The 21,283-nt window shown below is 66.4% G+C and carries 12 protein-coding genes and 1 tRNA gene; 8 read left to right on the forward strand and 5 right to left on the reverse strand.

The features are described from left to right. The first annotated feature begins 3 nt into the window (after nucleotides 1–3). On the forward strand, nucleotides 4–765 hold the full coding sequence (locus VFG17_RS00995) for a competence/damage-inducible protein A (RefSeq protein WP_325027613.1): 762 nt from the start codon (nucleotides 4–6) through the stop codon (nucleotides 763–765). Here VFG17_RS00995 and VFG17_RS01000 read toward each other — a convergent pair. Beyond that, complete coding sequence (locus tag VFG17_RS01000; RefSeq protein WP_325027614.1) at nucleotides 738–1,973, reverse strand: TCR/Tet family MFS transporter; 1,236 nt, start codon at nucleotides 1,971–1,973, stop codon at nucleotides 738–740. The two genes, VFG17_RS00995 and VFG17_RS01000, sit on opposite strands and share 28 nt — an antisense overlap. Nucleotides 1,974–2,033: 60 nt before the next feature. Here VFG17_RS01000 and VFG17_RS01005 point away from each other — a divergent pair, with 60 nt between their 5' ends. Continuing rightward, nucleotides 2,034–2,810 (forward strand): transglutaminase family protein, encoded by a 777-nt coding sequence (locus VFG17_RS01005; protein ID WP_325027615.1) that lies wholly within the window; start codon nucleotides 2,034–2,036, stop codon nucleotides 2,808–2,810. A gap of 96 nt (nucleotides 2,811–2,906) precedes the next feature. On the opposite strand, the gene VFG17_RS01010 is transcribed toward VFG17_RS01005, so the two are convergent. Both VFG17_RS01010 and VFG17_RS01015 read right to left on the reverse strand, forming a co-directional pair. Beyond that, nucleotides 2,907–2,980, reverse strand: a tRNA-Gly gene (locus VFG17_RS01010). Nucleotides 2,981–3,026: 46 nt separating this feature from the next. After that, nucleotides 3,027–3,497: an Lrp/AsnC family transcriptional regulator gene (locus tag VFG17_RS01015; protein ID WP_325027616.1), complete on the reverse strand. Its 471-nt coding sequence runs from the start codon at nucleotides 3,495–3,497 to the stop codon at nucleotides 3,027–3,029. Nucleotides 3,498–3,595: 98 nt separating this feature from the next. Here VFG17_RS01015 and putA point away from each other — a divergent pair, with 98 nt between their 5' ends. Further along, nucleotides 3,596–6,691 carry a bifunctional proline dehydrogenase/L-glutamate gamma-semialdehyde dehydrogenase PutA gene (putA, locus tag VFG17_RS01020; protein ID WP_325027617.1) on the forward strand — a complete coding sequence of 1,032 codons (3,096 nt, stop codon included), beginning with the start codon at nucleotides 3,596–3,598 and terminating at the stop codon, nucleotides 6,689–6,691. Between the two features lie 188 nt (nucleotides 6,692–6,879). Here the strand turns inward: putA and VFG17_RS01025 are convergent, their stop codons facing one another. Then, complete coding sequence (locus VFG17_RS01025; RefSeq protein ID WP_325027618.1) at nucleotides 6,880–7,830, reverse strand: tetratricopeptide repeat protein; 951 nt, start codon at nucleotides 7,828–7,830, stop codon at nucleotides 6,880–6,882. 156 nt (nucleotides 7,831–7,986) lie between these two features. Here VFG17_RS01025 and gdhA point away from each other — a divergent pair, with 156 nt between their 5' ends. Genes gdhA through VFG17_RS01050 form a run of 5 tightly spaced genes read left to right on the forward strand, consistent with a single transcriptional unit; the run spans nucleotide 7,987 to nucleotide 19,071 of the window. Further along, nucleotides 7,987–9,342, forward strand: a complete 1,356-nt coding sequence (gene gdhA, locus VFG17_RS01030; RefSeq protein ID WP_325027619.1) for an NADP-specific glutamate dehydrogenase — start codon at nucleotides 7,987–7,989, stop codon at nucleotides 9,340–9,342. A 50-nt stretch (nucleotides 9,343–9,392) separates the two neighbouring features. Further along, on the forward strand, nucleotides 9,393–10,856 hold the full coding sequence (locus tag VFG17_RS01035; RefSeq protein ID WP_325027620.1) for a multiheme c-type cytochrome: 1,464 nt from the start codon (nucleotides 9,393–9,395) through the stop codon (nucleotides 10,854–10,856). Between the two features lie 4 nt (nucleotides 10,857–10,860). Then, nucleotides 10,861–12,834: a heme-binding protein gene (locus VFG17_RS01040; protein ID WP_325027621.1), complete on the forward strand. Its 1,974-nt coding sequence runs from the start codon at nucleotides 10,861–10,863 to the stop codon at nucleotides 12,832–12,834. 3 nt (nucleotides 12,835–12,837) lie between these two features. Beyond that, nucleotides 12,838–14,769 carry a hypothetical protein gene (locus VFG17_RS01045; protein ID WP_325027641.1) on the forward strand — a complete coding sequence of 644 codons (1,932 nt, stop codon included), beginning with the start codon at nucleotides 12,838–12,840 and terminating at the stop codon, nucleotides 14,767–14,769. Nucleotides 14,770–14,775: 6 nt separating this feature from the next. After that, nucleotides 14,776–19,071, forward strand: coding sequence for a hypothetical protein (locus VFG17_RS01050; RefSeq protein ID WP_414712915.1), 4,296 nt, complete (start codon nucleotides 14,776–14,778; stop codon nucleotides 19,069–19,071). A gap of 10 nt (nucleotides 19,072–19,081) precedes the next feature. Here the strand turns inward: VFG17_RS01050 and VFG17_RS01055 are convergent, their stop codons facing one another. Next, the gene (locus tag VFG17_RS01055) at nucleotides 19,082–21,175 is read right to left on the reverse strand and encodes a bifunctional (p)ppGpp synthetase/guanosine-3',5'-bis(diphosphate) 3'-pyrophosphohydrolase (protein WP_325027623.1); all 2,094 of its coding nucleotides are present in this window, start codon (nucleotides 21,173–21,175) and stop codon (nucleotides 19,082–19,084) included. Nucleotides 21,176–21,283 lie beyond the last annotated feature (108 nt).

Here is a 21,283-nt window from a genome sequence, read left to right on the forward strand (position 1 = left end):
GCGATGAGCGACGAACGCATCTGGACCGCCGCCGTGCTGGTGATCGGTGACGAGATTCTCTCGGGCCGCACGCAGGACAAGAATGTATCGCAGATCGCGACCTGGCTCGACGTGCAAGGGATTCGCCTGCGCGAGGTGCGCATCGTGCCCGATGTCGAGGACGAGATCGTCGATGCGCTGAACGCGATCCGCGCGCGCTACGACTATGTCTTCACCACCGGCGGCATCGGCCCGACGCACGACGACATCACCGTCGACGCGGTCGCGAAGGCGCTCGGCGTCGGCGTCATCGTCCATCCAGAGGCGCGCGCGATCCTCGAGGGCTATTACAGCAAGCGCGGCGGCGAGCTGACCGAAGCACGGCTGCGCATGGCGCGCACCCCCGCCGGTGCCGAGCTGATCCCCAACCGCATGTCGGGCGCGCCGGGCATCCGCATCGGCAATCTGTTCGTGATGGCGGGAGTGCCGCACATCACCGCGGGCATGCTCGATGCGCTGACCGGCGAGCTCGAAGGCGGCAAGCCGCTCGTCGCGCACACGATCGGCGCCTGGGCGCCCGAAAGCGAGATCGCCGACCTGCTCCGCCTTGGCGAAAAGGATCACCCCGGCGTCGCGATCGGCAGCTATCCCTTCTTTCGCGACGGCAAGGTCGGGGCGAATTTCGTCATTCGTTCGACCGAAGGTGCCGAGGTCGCGGCGTGCGTCGCGATGCTCACCGCGGGTTTCGAGACGCTCGGCTATGCGGTGACCGACGGCGGCATCTGATCGACCGGCTGTGCGCGCGGCAGGCGGCGCAGCATCGCAATCGCGAGCAGCCCGAAGACGGCGGCGACGACGAACGCCGCGCCCGGGAAATGCACCGGCGCCTTGTCGGCGGTGAAATAGGCCATCGTCCCGGTGAGCAGCAGCGGCGCGACGAGCTGGCCCAGCCCCATCGCCATCGCCGAAATTCCCTGCACCTCGCCCTGCGTCTCGGCCGTCGCGCGGCGCGACATCATCGCCATCAGCGACGGCTGCACCGGCGCCTGCAGCGCGACGGGGATCAGCAGCAGGAAGGCGCCGATCGTCGAGGTGGTGAAGGCATAGCCGATATAGACGGCGACCGCGACGAGGATGCCGAGCGTCGCCGCGTCGCGCTCGCCGAAGCGCGCGACCGCGGGGCCGACGACGAAGACCTGCCCCAATGCGATCATCACGCCGACCGCGGCGAGGCTCGCGCCGATCATCCCCGGCGTCCAGCCGAGCTGCGCGATGCAATAGAAGCTCCACGTCATCGGATAGACGAGGCTCGCGATCTGCCAAAGCACGAGCACCCCCGCGACGCCGTCCATCCCGGGCAGCGCGCGCATCGTCTTCCACGCGCCGAGCGGGTTGGCGCGGCGCCAGTCGAAGGCGCGGCGGCGCTCGGGCGGCAGCGTTTCGGGGAAGATGAAGAGGCCGTAGAGCATGTTCGCGGCGGCGAGAATCGCCGCGACGACGAACGGCGCGCGCGGGCTGATCTCGCCGAGGAAGCCGCCGATCGCGGGCCCGGCGACGAAGCCGACGCCGAAGGCCGCGCCGACGAAGCCGAAGTTGCGCGCGCGGTCTTCGGGCGCGGTGATGTCGGCGATCGCCGCCTGCGCCGCCCCGTAGCTGCTACCAAAAATGCCCGACAGCGCGCGCGCGACGAACAGCCAGGGCAGGGTCTCGACGATCGTCAGCAGCGCATAATCGACCGCGAGCCCGCCAAGTGCGAGCAGCAGCACGCGCCGCCGCCCGAAGCGGTCGGAGAGGTTGCCGAGCACGGGTGAGGCGAGAAAGGTCGCGACCGCCATGACGAGGCCGATCCACGCGCCGACCTCGATCGCATGCGGCAGATCGATCTCGCCGACCTCCATCACGAGCTGCGGCAGCACCGGCATGATGATGCCGAAGCCGACCGCGTCCATGAAAATCGTCGCGACGATGAACGGAATGGTGCGCGAAGGCGTCACTTGTGCTTTTCCTTTGTTCTATTAAGCGCCACCGAACCCTCCCTCATGCGTTGCCGATAGATGAAACTCGAAATCTCCGCCTCCCTAAATTACCGGCTGTCCGAACCCGTCGACTTGATGCTTCAGATCGAGGCGGCGGACGGGCATGGCCAGCGCGTTCTGGACGCGTCGCTCGACCTCGGCGCGCCCGAGGTTCTGGCGCGCGTTCCGGCATCGGGCGGCGTCTGCGAGCCGATCTGGCTGCGCGGCGAAGGCACGCTCCGCGCCCGATATCGCGCGCGGGTCGAGATCGACCGGCCGGCGGTCGACTTTCGCGCGCTCGCGGCGGTGCCGCTCCACCGCCTTCCGGCCAGCGCGGTCCCCTATCTCAACGAATCGCGCTATTGTCCGTCGAACAAATTTCACGCCTTCGTCGACCGGCGCTTCGGCGAGCTCGAAGGCGGCGAGAAAATCGGCCGGATGCGCGACTGGATCGAAAGCCGCTTCACCTATGTTTCGGGCGCGAGCAACAGCGAGACGGGCGCGCTCGACAGCTTCGTCGAGCGGCGCGGCGTCTGCCGCGACTATACGCACGTAATGATCGCGCTCGCGCGCGCCGCGCATATCCCGGCGCGCATGGCGAGCGTCTATGCGCTTGGCGTGAACCCGCAGGATTTCCACGCCGTCGCCGAAGTCTATCTCGACGGCGACTGGCATATGGTCGACGCGACGGGGATGACGCTCCCGACCGAAACGGCGCGCATCTGCACCGGCCGCGACGCCGCCGACATCGCCTTCCTCACCGCCTATCGCGAGATCCAGTTTATCGAGCAAGCGGTGACGGTGGAAAAGATTTAGGTCCGGCGTGGCAAAGCCACGCCGTCAGTCCCGCTGCGCGGGCTGGCCGAGCTTTCGCTGATCGCGATTTAGCGCCGCTAAATCGCTGCGAAAGCCTGGAGCGGGTGAAGGGAATCGAACCCTCGTCGTAAGCTTGGGAAGCTTCTGCTCTACCATTGAGCTACACCCGCGCGCCGTTTCCGGCCTTTGCCGCCTTCCGGCGCAGCGGTCAATCCTTCAGCGCGCCGATTCGAGGATCGTCTCCATCGCGACGAAGGTCGAGGTGCTGGCGACGTGCGGCAGGCTTGAGATTTTTTCGCCGAGCACGATGCGATAGCGGCGGATGTCGGGGGTGCGGACCTTCAGAAGATAGTCGAAGCTGCTCGCGATCATATGGCATTCCTCGACCTCGGGAATCCGCCGCACCGCAGCGTTGAACTGCTTCAACGCCTCCTCGCGCGTGTCGGACAGCTTGACCTCGGTGAAAGCGACATGGTCGAGCCCGACCTTGGCCGGATCGACGATCGCGCGGAAGCCGGTGATCAGCCCGCTGTCGACGAGGCGCTTCACGCGCTGCTGGCACGGGGTTTTCGACAGCCCGACCTGCAACGCCAGCTCGGTAAAGGTGATCCGCCCGTCGCGGCCCAGAATCGCGAGGATCTTGCGATCATATTCGTCCAGTTCGACTGTCGAGGAGCTATTTTTCATGTGAATCGACTAGGATTATTCCAAAACTTGGTCAATTCGTATATGAAATGCTCGTAAACAAGTCGGATTGCCTTATGGCGATATGGTAACAAGGCACCATGACCCAAAGCCCCGACCGCGCCGCCCTCCGTACTTTCGCCCGCCGCAGCGAAACCGACATCGTCGCCGAGCTGCGGGCCGCCCTCGCGACCTCGTCCGCCAGCGTCGAAGCGGTGACGCGGCGCGGGCTCGAACTGATCCGCAAGGCGAAGGCCGAGGGCGAGCGCGAGACGCTCGTCGCGCAGCTGATGAACCGCTATCGCCTGTCGACCGAGGAGGGCGTCGTGCTGATGTGCCTCGCCGAGGCGCTGCTGCGCGTTCCCGACAATGCGACCGCCAATGCGCTGATCCGCGACAAGATCGCGGGGCGCCACTGGGCCGAGGGCGACGATGACGACAGCCCGCTGGTCGTCGCGCTGTCGGCGCGCGGGCTGTCGCTCGGCTCGGCGACGTTGATGCTCGATGCGATGGGCAGCAAGGCGAACCCGCTGAGCCTGCTCAAATCGATGATTCGCCGCTCGGGCGAGCCGGTGATCCGCCAGGCGGCGCTCGCCGCGATGAAATTGCTCGGCCAGCAGTTCGTGATGGGCGAGACGATCGACGCCGCGGTCAAGCGCGCCGACAAGGAAAAGAGCGAACTCGCGAGCTTCGACATGCTCGGCGAAGCGGCGCGTACCGCCGAAGATGCCGCACGCTATTACGAGAGCTATGCCGCGGCGATCCAGCGCATCGGCAAGGGCGCGAAGCCCGGCGACCCGCACGCCAACCACGGTATTTCGATCAAGCTGTCGGCGCTCCACCCGCGCTATGAATATCTGCAGCGCGCGCGCGTTACGGGCGAGCTGATCCCGCGCGTGATCGAGCTTGCGAAAGCGGCGCGCGCTGTGAACATCCCGCTGATGATCGACGCCGAGGAAAGCGACCGGCTCGAACCGCATATGGACGTGTTCGCGGCGCTGATCGACGCCGGGATCGCCGACGGCTGGACCGGGCTCGGCATCGTGATCCAGGCGTATCAGAAGCGCGCGCCCGCGGTGATCGACTGGCTCGCGAACCGCGCGCGGGCGCGCGGGATCAAGCTGTCGATGCGCCTCGTCAAGGGCGCCTATTGGGATACCGAGATCAAGCGCGCGCAGACGCTCGGGCTCGGCGATTTTCCGGTCTTCACGGCAAAGCTGCACACCGACCTCAACTATATGCGCTGCGCGCAATTGCTGCGCGACTGTCAGGATTGCATCTATCCGGCGTTCGCGAGCCACAATGCGATGACGCTCGCCTTCGTCGCCGAGCTGTTCGCGGGCGCCGATTACGAGCTGCAGCGGCTGCACGGCATGGGCGAGGGCGCGCACGACGCGCTCGTCGCGCTGTTCCCGCCGCCGCGCCCCGTGCGCGTCTATGCGCCGGTCGGCACGCACCGCGACCTGCTCGCCTATCTCGTCCGCCGCCTGCTCGAAAATGGAGCGAACTCGAGCTTCGTGCATCAATTCTCCGATCCCGACGTCAGCGCCGAACAGCTCGCGATCGACCCGCGCAGCGTGGCGAGCCCCGCGGCGCCCGTCATCGCGACGGGGCTGGACCTGTTCGATCCGGTGCGGCGCAATTCGCGCGGCTACGACCTTGGCGATCCGGGCGTGCCCGAGGCGCTGGTCGCGGCGATCGGCGCGGCGCGGCGCGGCGATCTGGTCGCGGCACCGATCGTCGGCGGCGTCTCGCGCAAGGGCAAGGCCGAGCCGGTGCGCAACCCCGCGACGGGCGCGGTCGTCGGGCAGGTGATCGAGGCCGGTGCGGCGGTGGTCGCCGACGCGGTCGCCGCGGCGCGCGCGGCGCACGACAATTGGAGCCTCGCCGGCGGCGCCTTCCGCGCCGAGCGCCTCGAACGCGCCGCCGACCTGCTCGAGGAGCAGGACGCGCTCTTCCTCGGCCTCGCGATCGACGAGGCGGGCAAGACGCTCGTCGACGCGGTCGCCGAGGTGCGCGAGGCGGTCGATTTCCTCCGCTATTATGCGGCACAAGCGCGCGCCGACTTCACTTACCCGATCGCGCTCCCCGGCCCGACGGGCGAGCGCAACGAGCTGATGCTCGAAGGCAAGGGGGTGTTCGTTTGCATCAGCCCGTGGAACTTCCCGCTCGCGATCTTCCTCGGGCAGGTGTCGGCGGCGCTCGCCGCGGGCAACGCGGTGCTCGCCAAGCCCGCCGAACAGACGCCGCTGATCGCCCACGCCGCGATCGAACTGCTGCTCGAAGCGGGCATCCCGGGCGATGTGCTTGCCTATCTTCCCGGCCGCGGCGAGACCGTCGGCGCGGCGTTGACGAGCAACAACGACATCATCGGCGTCGCGTTCACCGGATCGACCGAGGTCGCGCGGATGATCAACCGCAGCCTAGCGGGGCGCGACGGGCCGATCGCGACGCTGATCGCCGAAACCGGCGGCGCCAACGCGATGATCGTCGATTCGACCGCGCTCCCCGAACAGGTCGCGCGCGATGCCGTCGCCAGTGCCTTCCAGTCGGCGGGGCAGCGCTGTTCGGCGCTGCGGCTGCTGTGCGTTCAGGAAGATGTCGCCGATACGATGATCGAGATGGTCGCGGGCGCGATGGCCGAACTCAATATCGGCGATCCGTCGATCCTCGCGACTGACGTAGGGCCGATCATCGACGAGGAGGCGCGGGCGAATATCGCGGCTTATGTCGCCGAAGCGCGCGCCGCGGGCCGCGTGATCGCCGAAGCCGGGCGGACGAACCTGCTCGCGGACGGCCATTTCGTGCCGCCCGTCCTGATCCGCCTCGACCATGTCACCGATCTGAAGCGCGAGATTTTCGGGCCGGTGCTCCACGTCGCGACGTGGAAGGGCGGCGAGCTCGACGCGCTGATCGATGCGATCAATGCCTCGGGCTATGGGCTGACCTTGGGCGTCCACACGCGCATCGACGGCGTGGCGGCGCATATCGCGGCGCGCGCGGCGGTCGGCAACGTCTATGTCAACCGCAACCAGATCGGCGCGATCGTCGGGTCGCAGCCCTTCGGCGGGCGCGGCCTGTCGGGGACGGGGCCAAAGGCGGGCGGCCCGCACTATCTGCACCGCTTCGCCGAGGAGAAGTCGATTTCGACCGACATCACCGCGGCGGGCGGCAATGCGGCGCTGATGGCGGGGTGAAACGCGGACGCGCGTCGGGCGGATCAGACTTCAGCTGAAACCACGAGGCCCGATACAGAGTGGACGGCTGTCCCGGGCAAATACGTCCGAAAGCGTCTCGCGGCGGAGTGCCGCGGCGACCTTATGTTTTTGGCGCCCCCCGCAGCGAAGACGGCCTAGCCTTTTCGCGGCCGCGCACCAACTGAAATTTACGTTCCGGGCACGCCGAGAAGCTGCGCCTGCGCCTTGAGGCGTCCCGCCGCGGCAGGGTTGGCGGCGATGCCGTCCTTCAGCGCCTGCGCCGCCTTCGCGGTTTCGCCCAACGTCATCCGGCTGCGCATCAGCATGATCCAGCGGTCGACGTCGGCGGGGTTGGCTTTCAGCTTGGCTTCGAGGCCGCTCACCATGCCCTCGATCATCGCGTCCTGCTGCCCCTTGGGGAGCTGCGACGCGGCTTCCATGTCGGCGCGGCTCGGGCCCGGGATCGCGCGCGCGGCGACGGGCATTTCGTCGGCGGTCAGCGGTCTTGGCTGCGTGCTCGCAAGGCGCGCCGCGACGTCGATCTGGTGGATCTGGCCGACCTGTTCGATCGTGCGGCGCAGGTCCGCCTCCCACGGCGCGCCCTGCGGCGTGTCGGCGAGCAGCGCGAACCAGTCTTCGATCGCGCCCTTATGATCGCCGCCGATGTCCTTCTTGACCGCGAGGAAATAGCGCGCGCGCGGATCCTTCGCATCGAGTGCGATCGCCTTTTCGAAGGCTTGCGAAGCGGCGAGGGGCATCGGGTCGCTGTCGCTCGCCATCACCCGCGCTTCGCCGAGCGCCGACCAGAGACCCGCCGATTCGGGGGAAAGCGCGACGGCCTTTTCATAAGCCGCGATCGCCCCCGCGAAATCGCTGAGGTCGAATTTCGCGGCGCCGAGCGCGGTCCACGCGTCGGCGCTGCCCGGCTCGCGCTGTGTCCGGGCTTCGAGCTCGGCGAGCTGGTCGGACGGCGCGGCGGGGCTTTCGCTGGCCGGGCCCGTGACGGACGGAGCGGAATCGCGCCAGATCGCATAGCCAACCGCCGCCGCGAGCAACACGAAGGCGGCGATCAATATCGCGCGATTGGTGCGCGTCATGCCGCCGGTCGTGCCCTCCGCCATCTTGTTGCTCTCGCTCATTTTTGCCCCTCTTTTACGCGCCGCGAAAAATGCCGGCTGTGCGCGCGGTCATATTGCCTTTGTTCGGCGATGGTGTAGCCTTTGGCATATAAGGTCGGTCAACGATACAATCGTCAGGGGTCGCACCGGCTTTCCCAGTCAACAGGGGAGGGGTGCATGGCAGTTTCGGATCACGTCGATTTTTCGACGTTCATGGAAGGCGTAAAGCGGCGCAACCCGGGGCAACCCGAGTTCGTGCAGGCGGTGCAGGAAGTGTCGGAGGACATTTTCGATTTCATCGCCGACAAGGAAGAATATCACGCGCAGCAGATATTGCGCCGCATCGCCGAGCCCGACCGGGTCGTGTCCTTCCGCGTCTGCTGGGAGGACGACAACGGCAATATCCGGGTCCAGCGCGGCTGGCGCGTCCAGAACAACAATGCGATCGGCCCCTATAAGGGCGGCATCCGTTTTCACCCGAGCGTTACCGAAAGCGTGCTCAAATTCCTCGCTTTCGAGCAGACGTTTAAAAATGCGCTGACCGGGCTGCCGATGGGCGGCGGCAAGGGCGGGTCGAACTTCAACCCCAAGGGCAAGAGCGTGCGCGAGATCATGCGCTTTTGCCAGAGCTTCATGACCGAACTTTATCGCCACATCGGCGCCGACATCGACGTGCCCGCGGGCGACATCGGCGTCGGCGGGCGCGAGATCGGCTTCATGTTCGGCCAGTACAAGCGCATCACCAACGAATTCACCGGGGTGCTCACCGGCAAGGGGCTCGAATGGGGCGGCTCGCTGATCCGCACCGAGGCGACGGGCTATGGCGCGGTCTATTTCCTCGCCAACATGCTCGCCGCGAAGGGGCAGGATCTGGTCGGCAAGAGCGCGGTGATCTCCGGATCGGGCAATGTTGCGACGCATGCGGCCGAAAAGATCGTTCAGCTCGGCGGCAAGGTGCTGACGCTATCGGATTCGGGCGGCTTCATCCACGATCCCGACGGCATCAGTCAGGAGAAGATCGACTGGGTGAAGGCGCACAAAACGCATCGCCGCGGCCGGATCGAGGAATATTGCGAGGAGTTCAAAGGCGCGAGCTTTACGCCCGGCAAGACGCCGTGGGGCGTGAAGTGCGATGTCGCCTTGCCCTGCGCAACGCAGAACGAGCTGCTCGGCGAGGATGCGAAGACGCTGGTCAAGAACGGCTGCATCGCGGTCAGCGAGGGCGCCAATATGCCGACCAACCTCGACGGAGTGCATGTCTTCAAGGATGCGAAGATCATGTTCGCGCCGGGCAAGGCGGCGAATGCCGGCGGCGTCGCGGTCTCGGGGCTCGAGATGAGCCAGAACAGCGGTCGCCGCGCGTGGAGCGAGGGCGAGCTTCAACAGATGCTCAAGGATATCATGGACGGTATCCACGCGCGCTGCCTGACCTATGGCGATCAGGGCAATGGCTATATCGACTATGTGAAGGGCGCCAATATCGCGGGATTCAAGAAGGTTGCCGACGCGATGCTGGCTTTCGGGGTGGTGTAAATCGATCCAGGGCGTAATAAGCGCCGGGTTGGGCAAAAGGGGTACTGCGGATGACGGCGCACGCTGGGAAGGAGCGCGGCGATCGGCCTCGGGCGGCATTAGCCGCCCGTCTTCCCACACGCGCGGCATTTGCCGTTCTGGCGGCGATGCTGTTCGCGCTCGCCATTGCGGCGTTCGTCTTCGCGCCGCCCGCGCGCTCGCAGGGCGAAACCGGCGCGCGTTATACCGGCGTCGCCTCGTGCGCGGGGTCGACCTGCCACGGCCGGATGGAGGGCGACGGCACAATCGTCCGCCAGGACGAGCTGATGAAATGGCAGGAGCCCTCGACCCCCGGCGGCGCGCACAGCCGCGCCTGGGCGGTCCTCAATAACAATCGCAGCCAGTTCATCGCGCGCAATCTCGGCATCGGCGATCCCGCCAAGGCGCAGATGTGCCTTGGCTGTCACAGCACCGCGGGCACCGCGCGCGCGGTGCCGGTCGAGGATGGCGTCGGCTGCGAATCGTGCCACGGTCCGGCGGGCGGCTGGCTCGCGAGCCATTATGCCGGAGTGGGCACCAACGCCGATCCCGACCGCGAAATGCGCGACAAGCATCTCGCCAACCTGTCGGCGGGGCTCAAGAAGCTCGAGGACCCGGTGGTCCGTGCGGGCGTTTGCGTGGACTGCCATTTCGGTTCGGCGGCCGACGGCCAGTTCGTCACCCACCGCATCATGGCGGCGGGGCATCCGCGCATCTCGTTCGAACTCGACCTCTTTTCGTCGCTGCAGGCGCATCATCAGGAGGACGCCGATTATGGCTGGCGCAAGTTCGGCGCGGCGGGCCGGCGCACCGACCATGTCCAGATGTGGGCGGTGGGACAGGCGACCGCGATCGAGCGCAGCCTCGCTCTGTTCCAGACGCGGCGCGGGACCGAGGGGATATTTCCCGAATTCACTTTTCTCGACTGCCACAGCTGCCATCGCCGCATCTTCGACCAGGCTAAGCCGGTGCGCACAGGGCTCGACAATCCGGGGCGCAATCTTCCCGAGGGCATGCCCGCCTATAATGACGAGAATCTGATCATGCTCGCCGCCGCGGCGCGCATGGCGTCGCCCGCGCTCGCCGACCAGCTCGCGGCGCGCACCGCCGCCTTCCACAAGGCGATGGCAACCGACCGGGCGAGTGCGGTGCAAGCGGCGGCGCAGCTGTCGCAGACGGTCGCGGCGCTGAAATCGGCCTTCGCCTCGCGCAATTTCTCGGGCGCCGACGCCTTCGCGATGGTCGATGCGATTTCGGCGAAGGCGATCAGCGACCGCTACACCGATTATTCGGGGTCGCAGCAGGCCGTCATGGGCGTCGACACCCTGCTTAACGCGATGGTGTCGTCGGGCCGCATCACGGTCGGCGCGGCGGCGGGCATCCGCGGTGACATCGATCGCGCCTATGCCGCGGTCAAGGATCCCAATGCCTATAAGCCGTCCGAATTCCAGGCCTCGTTCGGCAGCGCGGTGCGCGCGATCGGGGCGCTGCGGTAAGATCATGCGAAGCAAGACCTCTCTTTTCCGTTCGGCCGCCTTTGCTGCGATGGGCGCATTGCTGCTGACGTCATGCGGCGGGGGCGATGGTGGAACGCCGACCCCGACCCCCACCCCGACGCCGACCCCTACTCCCACGCCGACGGGCGGGCTCTACACGCCGCCCGCCGCCGCGGCGCTGACCACCGCCGACGTCGAACGCGTGCTCGCGCAGGCGATCGCGGAGGCGCAGGCGCGCGGCCTGCCGTCGGTGATCGCGGTGACCGACCGCGTTGGCAATGTGCTCGGCGTTTTTCGCATGAACGGCGCGCGCGCCACCGCGACGACCTCGCCCGCGCCCAATGGCGACAATATCGACGCGCAGAACGTCACCTTCCCCGCCGAGGGGGGCGCGATCGCCAAGGCGGTGACCGGCGCTTACCTCTCGAGTGGCGGAAACGCCTTTTCGACGCGCACCGCGAGCCAGATCGTCCAGGAACATTTCCCGCCCGCGCCGACGACCGCCGGGCTCGAAAGCGGGCCCCTGTTCGGCGTGCAGTTCAGCCAGCTGCCGTGCAGCGACCTCGCGGCGCGTTTCGGCGCGGCGGGCAGCGCGGCGCTGATCGGGCCCAAACGCTCGCCGCTCGGCCTCGCCGCCGATCCGGGCGGGCTGCCGCTCTACAAGAATGGCGTGCTCGTCGGCGGCATCGGGGTGATGGGCGACGGCGTCTACGGCAGCGACCCCAATATCCTCGATGTCGACAATGATCCCGAGGAGTTCATCGCGCTTGCGGGGACGCGCGGGTTCGAGGCGCCGGGCGCGATCACCGCCGACAAGATTGCCGTCGACGGCACGACCCTGCGTTTCTCCGACGCGACCTTCGCCGGAGTGATGACGAGCGGCGGCGCGAGTTTCGCGAGCCTCAACGGAACCGCGGGCAGTCTTGTCGCGGTCATCGGCTATGCCAATGCCGCGATCACCGCGGGGATCGCCTATGGCACCGAAGCGTCGGGCATTCGCGCGTCGACCGCAGCCGAATTTTCGAACCGCGACGCCTTTGTGCTCACCGACGGCAGCGGCGCGAACCGCTACCCGATCCGCGCCGGCACCGACGGCGCGAGCAACAGCGCGCCGCTGACCGCCGCCGAGACGCGCGCGGTGCTCGAAGAGGCGTTCGCGGTGATGAGCCGCGCGCGCGCGCAGATCCGCCGCCCGCTCGACAGCCGCGCGCAGGTGACGATCAGCATCGTCGACACGCACGGCGCGGTGCTCGGCATCGTGCGCTCGCCCGACGCGCCGATTTTCGGCACCGATGTCAGCCTGCAGAAGGCGCGCACCGCCGCCTTCTTCTCGGGCGCGCAGGCGGGAGCCGAGCTGAACGCCAACGCCAGCGCCGACGTGCGCCAATTCGTCGCCGCGACGCGGACATTCCTGAGCGATCCGGCGGCGCTCACCGGCACGATCGCCTTCGCCGACCGTTCGGGGGGCAATTTGTCGCGGCCCTATTTCCCCGATGGCGAGGTCGGGCGGCCGCACGGTCCGCTGTCGCGCCCGATCGCACAGTTCAACCCTTTCTCGACCGGACTGCAGTCGGCGCTGATCATCGGCAATCTGGGGCAGCATCTCGGCTTCGTGTCGGGCGCGAGTCCGACCGACACGCCGGCGCGCTGCACGACCTTGCCCGACGTCGCGCCGGGGCGGAACCGGCTGCAGAACGGCATCCAGATCTTCCCCGGATCGGTGCCCATCTATCGCGGCAACAGCCTTGTCGGCGCGATCGGGGTGTCGGGCGATGGCATCGACCAGGACGACATGATCAGCTTTTTGGGGACGCACAACGGCGGCGCCCGCGTCGGCGGCATCGGCAATGCGCCGAAAGCGATCCGTGCCGACACGATCGTCGTGGGCGTCGGCGCCGGCGTGCGCCTGCGTTATATCAGCTGCCCCTTCGCCCCCTTCCTCGACACCGCGCAGCAGAATGTCTGCGAGGGGCTATAGGTGATGATGACGGGGGGCAGCCTTTGGCCGATCATCGCGACGCTCGCGGCGCAGGGTGCGCCGGGCGCCGATGTCGCGCCGCCGCCGCCCGCGCCCGAAGAGCCGCCGGTCGCGGACGACGCCGCACCCGCCGAGCAGCCCGCCGAAGAGCTGATTCCGCCACCGCCGCCGGTCGACTGGCAGGACAGGATCAAGGACGACCTCGTCACCGAGATCATCGAGGGCCGCCGCCGTCCCGGCTATCGTCCCGACCTTCCCGATGCGCTGAGCCAGGACAATGTCGGCGCGCTGCGCCCGCCGCCGCCGCAGGCCTTTCCCGGGATGGAGGATCAACTGCCGATCCCCGACCGCTGGCGCCTGATCGAGACATTGGGCGTGGTCAAGGAACGTTGGTTCGATCCCTATAACCAGAACACCTACAAGGGCGACCGGCCGATCGACCGCAGCAAGGTCAAATGGCTGCCGATCAAGGGCGACGACTGGTTCATCGTCGCCAATGCCGTGTCCGACACGGTGTTCGAACCGCGCACCTTTCCCATCCCCGTCGGCGTCCAGACGACCGAGCGGCCGGGCAGCCTCGACGTGTTCGGCAAGGACCGCAGCTTCGTCTTCGCGCAGACCTTCATCGCGGGCGCGGCGCTGATCAAGGGATCGACGGCGTTCAAGCCGCCCGACATCGAATATCGCGTCACGCTCGCGTACCAAGCCAATTATGTCGACGTGCCCGAACGGCGCGTGCTCGACGTGCGCCCGTCGAAGGCGAGCCACCGTTACGACAGCTTCCTGGGCGTGCAGGAACTCTTCGTCGACAAGCATCTCGGCAACACGTCCGACCGCTATGACTTCTATTCGGTCCGCCTCGGCATCCAGCCGTTCCAGAGCGATTTTCGCGGCTTCCTGTTCAACGACAGCCAGCTCGGCATCCGCCTGTTCGGCAACCGCGACAACAACCGATTCCAATATAATCTCGCAGCCTTCTGGCGGCTCGAAAAGGACACGAACAGCGGTCTCAACGACATCACCCAGACGCCGCGCAGCGACTTCGTCTTCACCGGAAATCTCTATCGCCAGGATTTCCCGGTCGTCGGGCTGACCAGCCAGGTCAGCGTGACATACAATATGAACCGCGAAAAGAACGACGTGCAGATCGACCACAATGGTTTCCCGGTGCGGCCGGCGCTGCTCGGCGACCTGCGCGGGCGCGAATATGACGTGGTTTACCTCGGCTACAGCGCCGACGGGCGGATCGGGCGGATCAACCTCACCGCGAGCTTCTACGCCGCGCTGGGCGAGGATCGGAACAGCTTCTTCACGAGCAAGCCCGCCGAAATCCGCGCGGGCTTCGGCGCGGTCGAACTCAGCTACGACTATGACTGGATGCGTTTCCGCCTGTCGGGCCTCTACGCGACCGGCGACGGCGATCCGTATAACAGGACCGAGGGCGGCTTCGACGCGATCTTTGAAAATCCGATCTTCGGCGGCGCCGACACCAGCTACTGGATCCGCCAGACGATCCCCTTCGCGGGCGGCGGGCGGGTGATCGCGATCAACGGCCGCAACGGCATATTGAACTCGCTGCGCTCGTCGAAGGAAGAAGGGCAGTCGAACTTCAACAACCCCGGCACCGTCTTCGTCGGCGCGGGCGCCGATTTCGATCTGACCCCCGAACTTCGCGTCAGCACCAATTTCAACCATCTGTGGTTCGAGAATACCTCATCGTTGCAGGCGCTGCGCATGGAGGGCTCGATCCCCAAGGATATCGGTTTCGACCTGTCGGTCGCGACGATCTGGCGGCCCAAGGCGACGCAGAACATCGTCGGCCGGCTCAGTGGCGCGGTGCTGCTCCCCGGCAAGGGATTCAAGGATTTGTTCGACAACAAGCAGAAGAATGACGCTTACGTCTCCATCCTCGCCAATGTGATCCTGAGCTTTTAGATGCTGATGCGCAAACTCTTCGCCCTGCTTGCCTTCGTGACGCTGTGCGCCGCCTTTGGCGCGAGCGTCGGCCGCGCGGCCGAAGAGGAAAAGCCGCTCAAGATCGAATATCGCTTCACCCCGCCCGCGCCGCGCGAGCAGGGGGATGCCGAGGTCGCGGCCAAATCGAACGGCTGCTATTCGTGCCATACGCGCACCGATCAGCCGTCGATGCACGCGACGCCCGCCGTCAAGCTCGGCTGCACCGACTGCCACGGCGGCGATTCGACCTCGCCCGCCGCCTTCGGCAAGCCCGAGCTCGGTTATAAAAATCCCTATAATATCGCCGCTATGAAGGTCGCGCACCCGCAGCCGACCTTGCCCGGCGCGTGGCACGACAGCTCGGCGAACCCCGAACGCAGCTATACCTTGCTCAACAAGGAGGCGCCCGAATTCATCCGCTTCGTCAATCCGAGCGATTATCGCGTCGCGCGCGAAGCGTGCGGCGCGTGCCATCTGGAGATCATCGAGGCGACCGAGCGGTCGCAGATGTCGACGGCGGCGATGTTCTGGGCGGGCGCCGCTTACAACAACGGTATCGTGCCGTTCAAGACGTCGATCTTCGGCGAAGCCTATACGCGCGAGGGCGACCCGGCGTGCGTCCTGTCGCCGTCGTCGCGGCTGACCGCCGAGCAATATAAGGAAGCCTGCAAGCCGTCGTTCGGCTTCGACAAGATTTTGACCGATGCCGAGGCCAAGCGCGGCGCGCTCGCCAAAATCTATCCGCTGCCGCGCTGGAATGTGATGCCGCCGAGCGACGTGTTCCGCGTGTTCGAACGCGGCGGACGCAATATCAATACGCAGTTTCCGGAAATCGGCCTGCCCAATCCGACCGGCAGCATCCAGCGGCTCGAGGAACCCGGGCGACCCGACCTCAAACAGTCGAACCGCGGGCCCGGCACGGGGCTGCGCATCGCGATCGCGGTGCTCAACCTGCACAAGACGCGCCTCAACGATCCTTATATGTGGTTCATGGGGACCAACGACCAGCCCGGCGACTATCGCCATTCGGGCTGTTCGGGCTGTCACGTCGTCTATGCCAACGACCGCGAGCCGCGTCACAGCCTGACCTATGCGAAATTTGGCCGCGACGGTGAGACGGCGACGATCGATCCGACGATCGCCGGAAAGCTCGCGGTCTCCGGCGGCGATGCGCATGGGGGCCACGACGATGCGGCCCCCGGCCCGCCCGCCGACAGCCATGGCGGCGGTCATGGCTCGCTGATCGACCCGACCCGTTCGCACACGCAGGACAATCCGCGGCGCAAGGAGGCGGGGCATCCGATCAGCCACGCCTTCACCCGCGCGATCCCGACCTCGCAGTGCATGACCTGCCACATGCATCAGCCGAACATCTTCCTGAACTCCTACCTCGGCTACACGATGTGGGATTATGAATCGGACGCGCCGCAGATGTGGCCGGGCCCCGAAAACACCGCGCCGCGTCCGCCGGGGATGAGCGACGAGGAATATCGGAAGACATATAAGCAGCAGCGTTACCCGACCGCCGCCGAGGTGCATCAGGTACTCGAACGCAATCCCGAGGGCGCGGGGCCGCGCGGGCTGTGGGCCGATGTCGAATTCCTGCGCGACGTCTATGACGTCAACGACACGAACAAGGATACGCAGTTCGCCGACTATCATGGGCATGGCTGGAATTTCCGGGGCGTCTTCAAGCGCGACCGGAACGGAAACCTGCTGACCGCCGACGGCAATATGGCGACCTGGGGCACCGACACCGCGAACATCGTCGACCCGAAGGATCCCGAGAAATGGCGCAAAAGCTGTAGCCATTACAGCGACGCCAAGGAGCGCGATCTCTGCCTGGCGAGCGCCGATCCCGAAAAGCCCGGGGTCGAGGGCAAGTTCGTGCCGCCCGGCCTCAACCCCGGCAAGACGGTGCATATGATGGACATCCATGCCGAAAAGGGGATGCAGTGCGCCGATTGCCACTTCGCGCAGGACAGCCACGGCAACGGCTATATCCAAGGCGAGGTCGCCAATGCGATCGAGATCAGCTGCAAGGATTGTCACGGCACCGCCGACGCCTTCCCCAACCTTCTGACCTCGAACGTCGCGGCGCGGCCGCAGGGCACCAACCTTGCGCTGCTGCGCAACCCCGATGGGCGCCGGCGCTTCGAATTCCAGTATAATGACGATGCCGAGGTGATCGGCCTGATCCAGCGTTCGATCGTCGATCCGAAGCTCGAATGGCGGGTCAGCCTCGTCAAGCAGGCGGTGACGCCGGGGCCGCATTTCAACGCCAAGGCGGCGCGCGCCAAGCTGATGGCGCGCAGCGGTTCGGAAGACGGCAAATATGAATGGGGGCCGGGCGTCGCCAGGGAAGACCGTGCGCACGGCGACGACAGGATGACCTGCTTCACCTGTCACCTCAGCTGGACGACGAGCTGCGGTGGCTGCCACTTGCCGATCGAGGCGAACTGGAAGACCAAGTCGCACCATTTCGAAGGCGAGGAGACGCGCAACTTCGCGACCTACAACCCGCAGGTCGCGCGCGACGAGATGTTCCAGCTCGGCCGGCACCAGCTCACCAAGCCGGGCGAACCCGGCCCGAACGGCGAGGTGCGCGGCATTATCACCCCGGTCCGCTCGACCTCGGCGCTGGTGCTGTCGTCGACGAACATCAACCGCGAGCGCATCTATGTGCAGCAGCCGCCGATCTCGGCGGCGGGTTATTCGAGCCAGGCCTTTGCGCCGCATTTCCCGCACACGGTACGCCGGGCGGAGACCAAGCAGTGCAGCGACTGCCACCTGTCGGCCGCCGACGACAACAACGCCATCATGTCGCAGCTGCTGCTGCTCGGGACCAATTTCGTCAATTTCGTCGGCCTCAACGTCTGGTCGGGGATGGAGGACGGTTTTCAGGCGACCCGCGTCACCGAATGGGACGAGCCGCAGGCGGTGATCGGCAGCTACCTCCACCGTTATTCCTACCCCGATTATTGGAAGCTGCACGTCGACCGGAACGGGCGCGAGCTCAAGAATTGGGTGCGCGGCAAGATCTTCGACAAGAAGGGGTCGGGCGAAACGCACGCGCTCGAAGAGTTCGCCAATATCGTTCAGGATACGAGCGGCCGCGTGAACTGCCTCCAGCAGCGCGGCGAATATATGTTCGTGGCCGAAGGCAAGGGCGGCTTCCGCGTCTATGACGTCGCCTCGATCGGCAACAAGGGCTTCTCCGAACGTATCGTCCGCGCGCCCTTCTCGCCGATGGGCCACGACACGCATGTGAAGACGAAGAACGCGACCTGCATGGCGCTCGCGACGACCCAGCCGATCAGCGTGTCGCGCAACGAGGCGATCGTGAAGAATTTCCCCGAGAACCACGAACAGGTGATGCACGACATCTATCGCTATGCGGTGATCACCGACAGCGTCGAAGGCCTGATCCTCGTCGACATCGACACGCTGGCCGACGGCGAGTTCCGCAACAACAAGCTTCGCCGTGCGCTGACGTGGAACGAGGGGAATGTGCTCGCGGGGGCGCGGCACGTCACGCTCGCGGGCAGCATCGCCTACGTCACCACCGACGCCGGGCTCGTCGTGCTCGACCTGACGACCCCGCTCCAGCCGAAGGTGACCGCGCAATTGCCGCTCACCGATGCGCGCGCGAGCGCGGCGCAGTTCCGCTACCTTTGGGTCACCGATGCCGAGGGGGTGAAGCTGTTCGACGTCACCGATCTGGCGCAGCCGGTCGCGGTGCCCGCGGGGACGGTGCGGCTAGCCAATGCGCGCAAAATCTATCTCGCGCGCACCTATATGTATGTCGCGGCGAAGGCCGACGGGCTCGTGATCGTCGATGTGACGCGTCCGGCGGCGCCGATCGTCTGGCCGGGGCTGACCTTCGGCGGCGCGCTCACCGATGCCGAGGATGTCATCGTCGCGTCGACCAATGCCTCGCTGTTCGGTTATGTCGCCGACGGGCGGAACGGCATCAAGGTGCTCCAGCTCACCAGCCCCGACAATTCGCAGCTCTACGGCTTCTCGCCCAAGCCGACCCCCGAGCTGATCGCCTGGGCGAAGACGCCGTCGCCCGCGCTCGCGCTGTCGAAGGGTCTCGACCGCGACCGCGCGGTCGACGAGACGGGCGGCCAGATGGCGGTGTTCGGCCGCATCGGCTCGCGTCCGTTCACGCGCGGCGAGATGGAGAAGCTGTTCCTCAACAGCAAGGGGGCGGTCTACAAGGTCCGCGACGAGGTCGACGAGAGCGCGTGGCGACCGCCGCTGCTTTACGCGGATTGAATGGCGCGGTCTAAAGCCGCTCCGCCTGCACCACGCTGTCCGACGCGCGCAGCGCCGACAGGATGCGCATCACATGCTGGACGTCGCGCACCTCGACGACGACGTCATAGGTGTGGAAGCCGCCCTCGCGGTTCGACAGCCGCAAATTGGTGATGTTCGCCATATTGGCCGCGAGGATCCCCGACATTTCGGCGAGCGTGCCGGGCTCGTTGAGGATCACGATGCACAGTCGCGCGTTGCCGCCCTCGCTGTCCTCCTGCCATCTGAGGTCGATCCAGTCGGCATCGACGCCGTCGGCGAGGCTCGGGCAGTCGATGACATGGACCTCGATCCCTTCGCCCGGGCGCGACAGGCCGACGATGCGGTCGCCGGGCACCGGGTGGCAGCAGTCGGCGAGCTGAAAGGCGACGCCGGGGGTCAGGCCGGCGATCGACACCGCCGCGCCCTGCACGAGCTTGCCGGGCTTGGTCTTCATCTCGGCGGTGATGCCGGGGACGAGCGCCTCGAGCACCGCATTGTCGGTGAGCCGCTGCTTGGCGATCGCGACATAGAGCGCGCTATCGTCGTCGAGCTTCAGCCGCTCGCGCGCCGCGGCGCGGGCCTTGTCGCCGACCTTGTTCGGCAGCCGCGCTACGATCTCGTCGTACATCGTGCGGCCCAATGCAGCGAGTTCGACCTTTTCCTTCGAGCGGACATGGCGGCGGATCGCCGCGCGCGCCTTGCCGGTGACCGCGAAGCCGAGCCAGGCGGGCTGCGGCGTCTGTTTGTCCGATGACAGGATTTCGACGGTGTCGCCGTTCGAAAGCTGGGTGCGCAGCGGCACGAGCCGCCCGTTGACCTTGGCGCCCACGGTGCGATCGCCGAGCCCGGTGTGGACGGCATAGGCGAAATCGACCGGGGTTGCGCCCTTGGGAAGCTGGTGGAGGCTGCCCTTCGGCGTGAAGGCGAAGATGCGGTCCTGATACATCGCGATGCGCGTGTTTTCGAGGAACTCCTCGGGATCGTGCGTCTGTTCGAGGATTTCGATGAGGTCGCGAATCCAGCCGGCCTGCCCGTCGGGGGTGCTGCCGCCCTGCTTGTACGCCCAGTGCGCGGCGAGCCCGAATTCGGACTGCTGATGCATGCCGAGGCTGCGGAGCTGGATTTCGATCCGCATATTCTGCTGGTGCATGATCGTCGTGTGCAGCGACTTGTACCCGTTGCGCTTCGGGGTCGAGATATAATCCTTGAAGCGGCCGGGGACCATTTTCCACTTGCGGTGGATCAGGCCCAGCGCGGCATAGCAGTCGGCGTCGGTCGGGGTCACGATGCGAAAGGCGATGATGTCGGTCACCTGCTCGAAACTGACGTGGCGTTCCTGCATCTTGCGCCAGATCGAATAGGGATGCTTCTCGCGCCCCGACACCTCGGCCTCGATCCCCGCGCCGGCGAGCAGCTCCTTGAACTCGCGGCTGATCGCGGCGACCTTGTCCTTGCCCCCCGCGGTCAGCTTGGCGAGACGGCCGGTGATCGTCGCATAGGCCTCGGGCTCGAGCTCGCTGAACGCGAGCAGCTGCATCTCGCGCATATATTCATACATGCCGATCCGCTCGGCGAGCGGGGCATATATGTCCATCGTCTCTTTGGCGATGCGGCGGCGCTTCTCGGGGTTCTTGATGAAATGCAGCGTGCGCATATTGTGCAGCCGGTCGGCGAGCTTGACGAGCAGCACCCGGATGTCGTCCGACATGGCGAGCAGGAATTTGCGCAGATTTTCCGCGGCGCGCTCATTCTCGGTCTGCGCCTCGATCTTCGAAAGCTTCGTCACCCCGTCGACCAGCCGGCCGACGTCGCTGCCGAACAACCGCTCGATCTCCTCGGGGGTCGTCAGCGTATCCTCGAGCGTGTCGTGGAGCAGCGCGGTGACGATCGTCTCGCTGTCGAGGTGGAGATCGGTCAATATGCCCGCGACCTCGACCGGATGGCTGAAATAGGGGTCGCCCGAGGCGCGTTTCTGCGTGCCATGCTTCTGGACGGTAAAGACATAGGCGCGGTTGAGCAGCGCCTCGTCGACGTCGGGATCATAAGCGCGCACGCGCTCGACAAGTTCATATTGACGCAGCATCGATCCCAATGTCGCCCTTGGCGCACATATTGCAATGCGAAATTTGATTGCGCCCTGCGCCAATGCGTTAGCAACTTTGGTAAAGCCCGTTGGAAGCATCGTTCGCCG

Source organism: Sphingopyxis sp. (assembly GCF_035686825.1).
In the GTDB taxonomy this organism is placed as follows: domain Bacteria; phylum Pseudomonadota; class Alphaproteobacteria; order Sphingomonadales; family Sphingomonadaceae; genus Sphingopyxis.

Bases quoted from the DNA above. Each gene is read 5' to 3' on its own strand.
- VFG17_RS00995 (WP_325027613.1), top strand. From the start codon at position 4: ATGAGCGACGAACGCATCTGGACCGCCGCCGTGCTGGTGATCGGTGAC.
- VFG17_RS01005 (WP_325027615.1), top strand. From the start codon at position 2,034: ATGAAACTCGAAATCTCCGCCTCCCTAAATTACCGGCTGTCCGAACCC.
- VFG17_RS01015 (WP_325027616.1), bottom strand. From the start codon at position 3,497: ATGAAAAATAGCTCCTCGACAGTCGAACTGGACGAATATGATCGCAAG.
- putA (WP_325027617.1), top strand. From the start codon at position 3,596: ATGACCCAAAGCCCCGACCGCGCCGCCCTCCGTACTTTCGCCCGCCGC.
- VFG17_RS01025 (WP_325027618.1), bottom strand. From the start codon at position 7,830: ATGAGCGAGAGCAACAAGATGGCGGAGGGCACGACCGGCGGCATGACG.
- gdhA (WP_325027619.1), top strand. From the start codon at position 7,987: ATGGCAGTTTCGGATCACGTCGATTTTTCGACGTTCATGGAAGGCGTA.
- VFG17_RS01035 (WP_325027620.1), top strand. From the start codon at position 9,393: ATGACGGCGCACGCTGGGAAGGAGCGCGGCGATCGGCCTCGGGCGGCA.
- VFG17_RS01040 (WP_325027621.1), top strand. From the start codon at position 10,861: ATGCGAAGCAAGACCTCTCTTTTCCGTTCGGCCGCCTTTGCTGCGATG.
- VFG17_RS01045 (WP_325027641.1), top strand. From the start codon at position 12,838: ATGATGACGGGGGGCAGCCTTTGGCCGATCATCGCGACGCTCGCGGCG.
- VFG17_RS01050 (WP_414712915.1), top strand. From the start codon at position 14,776: ATGCGCAAACTCTTCGCCCTGCTTGCCTTCGTGACGCTGTGCGCCGCC.
- VFG17_RS01055 (WP_325027623.1), bottom strand. From the start codon at position 21,175: ATGCTGCGTCAATATGAACTTGTCGAGCGCGTGCGCGCTTATGATCCC.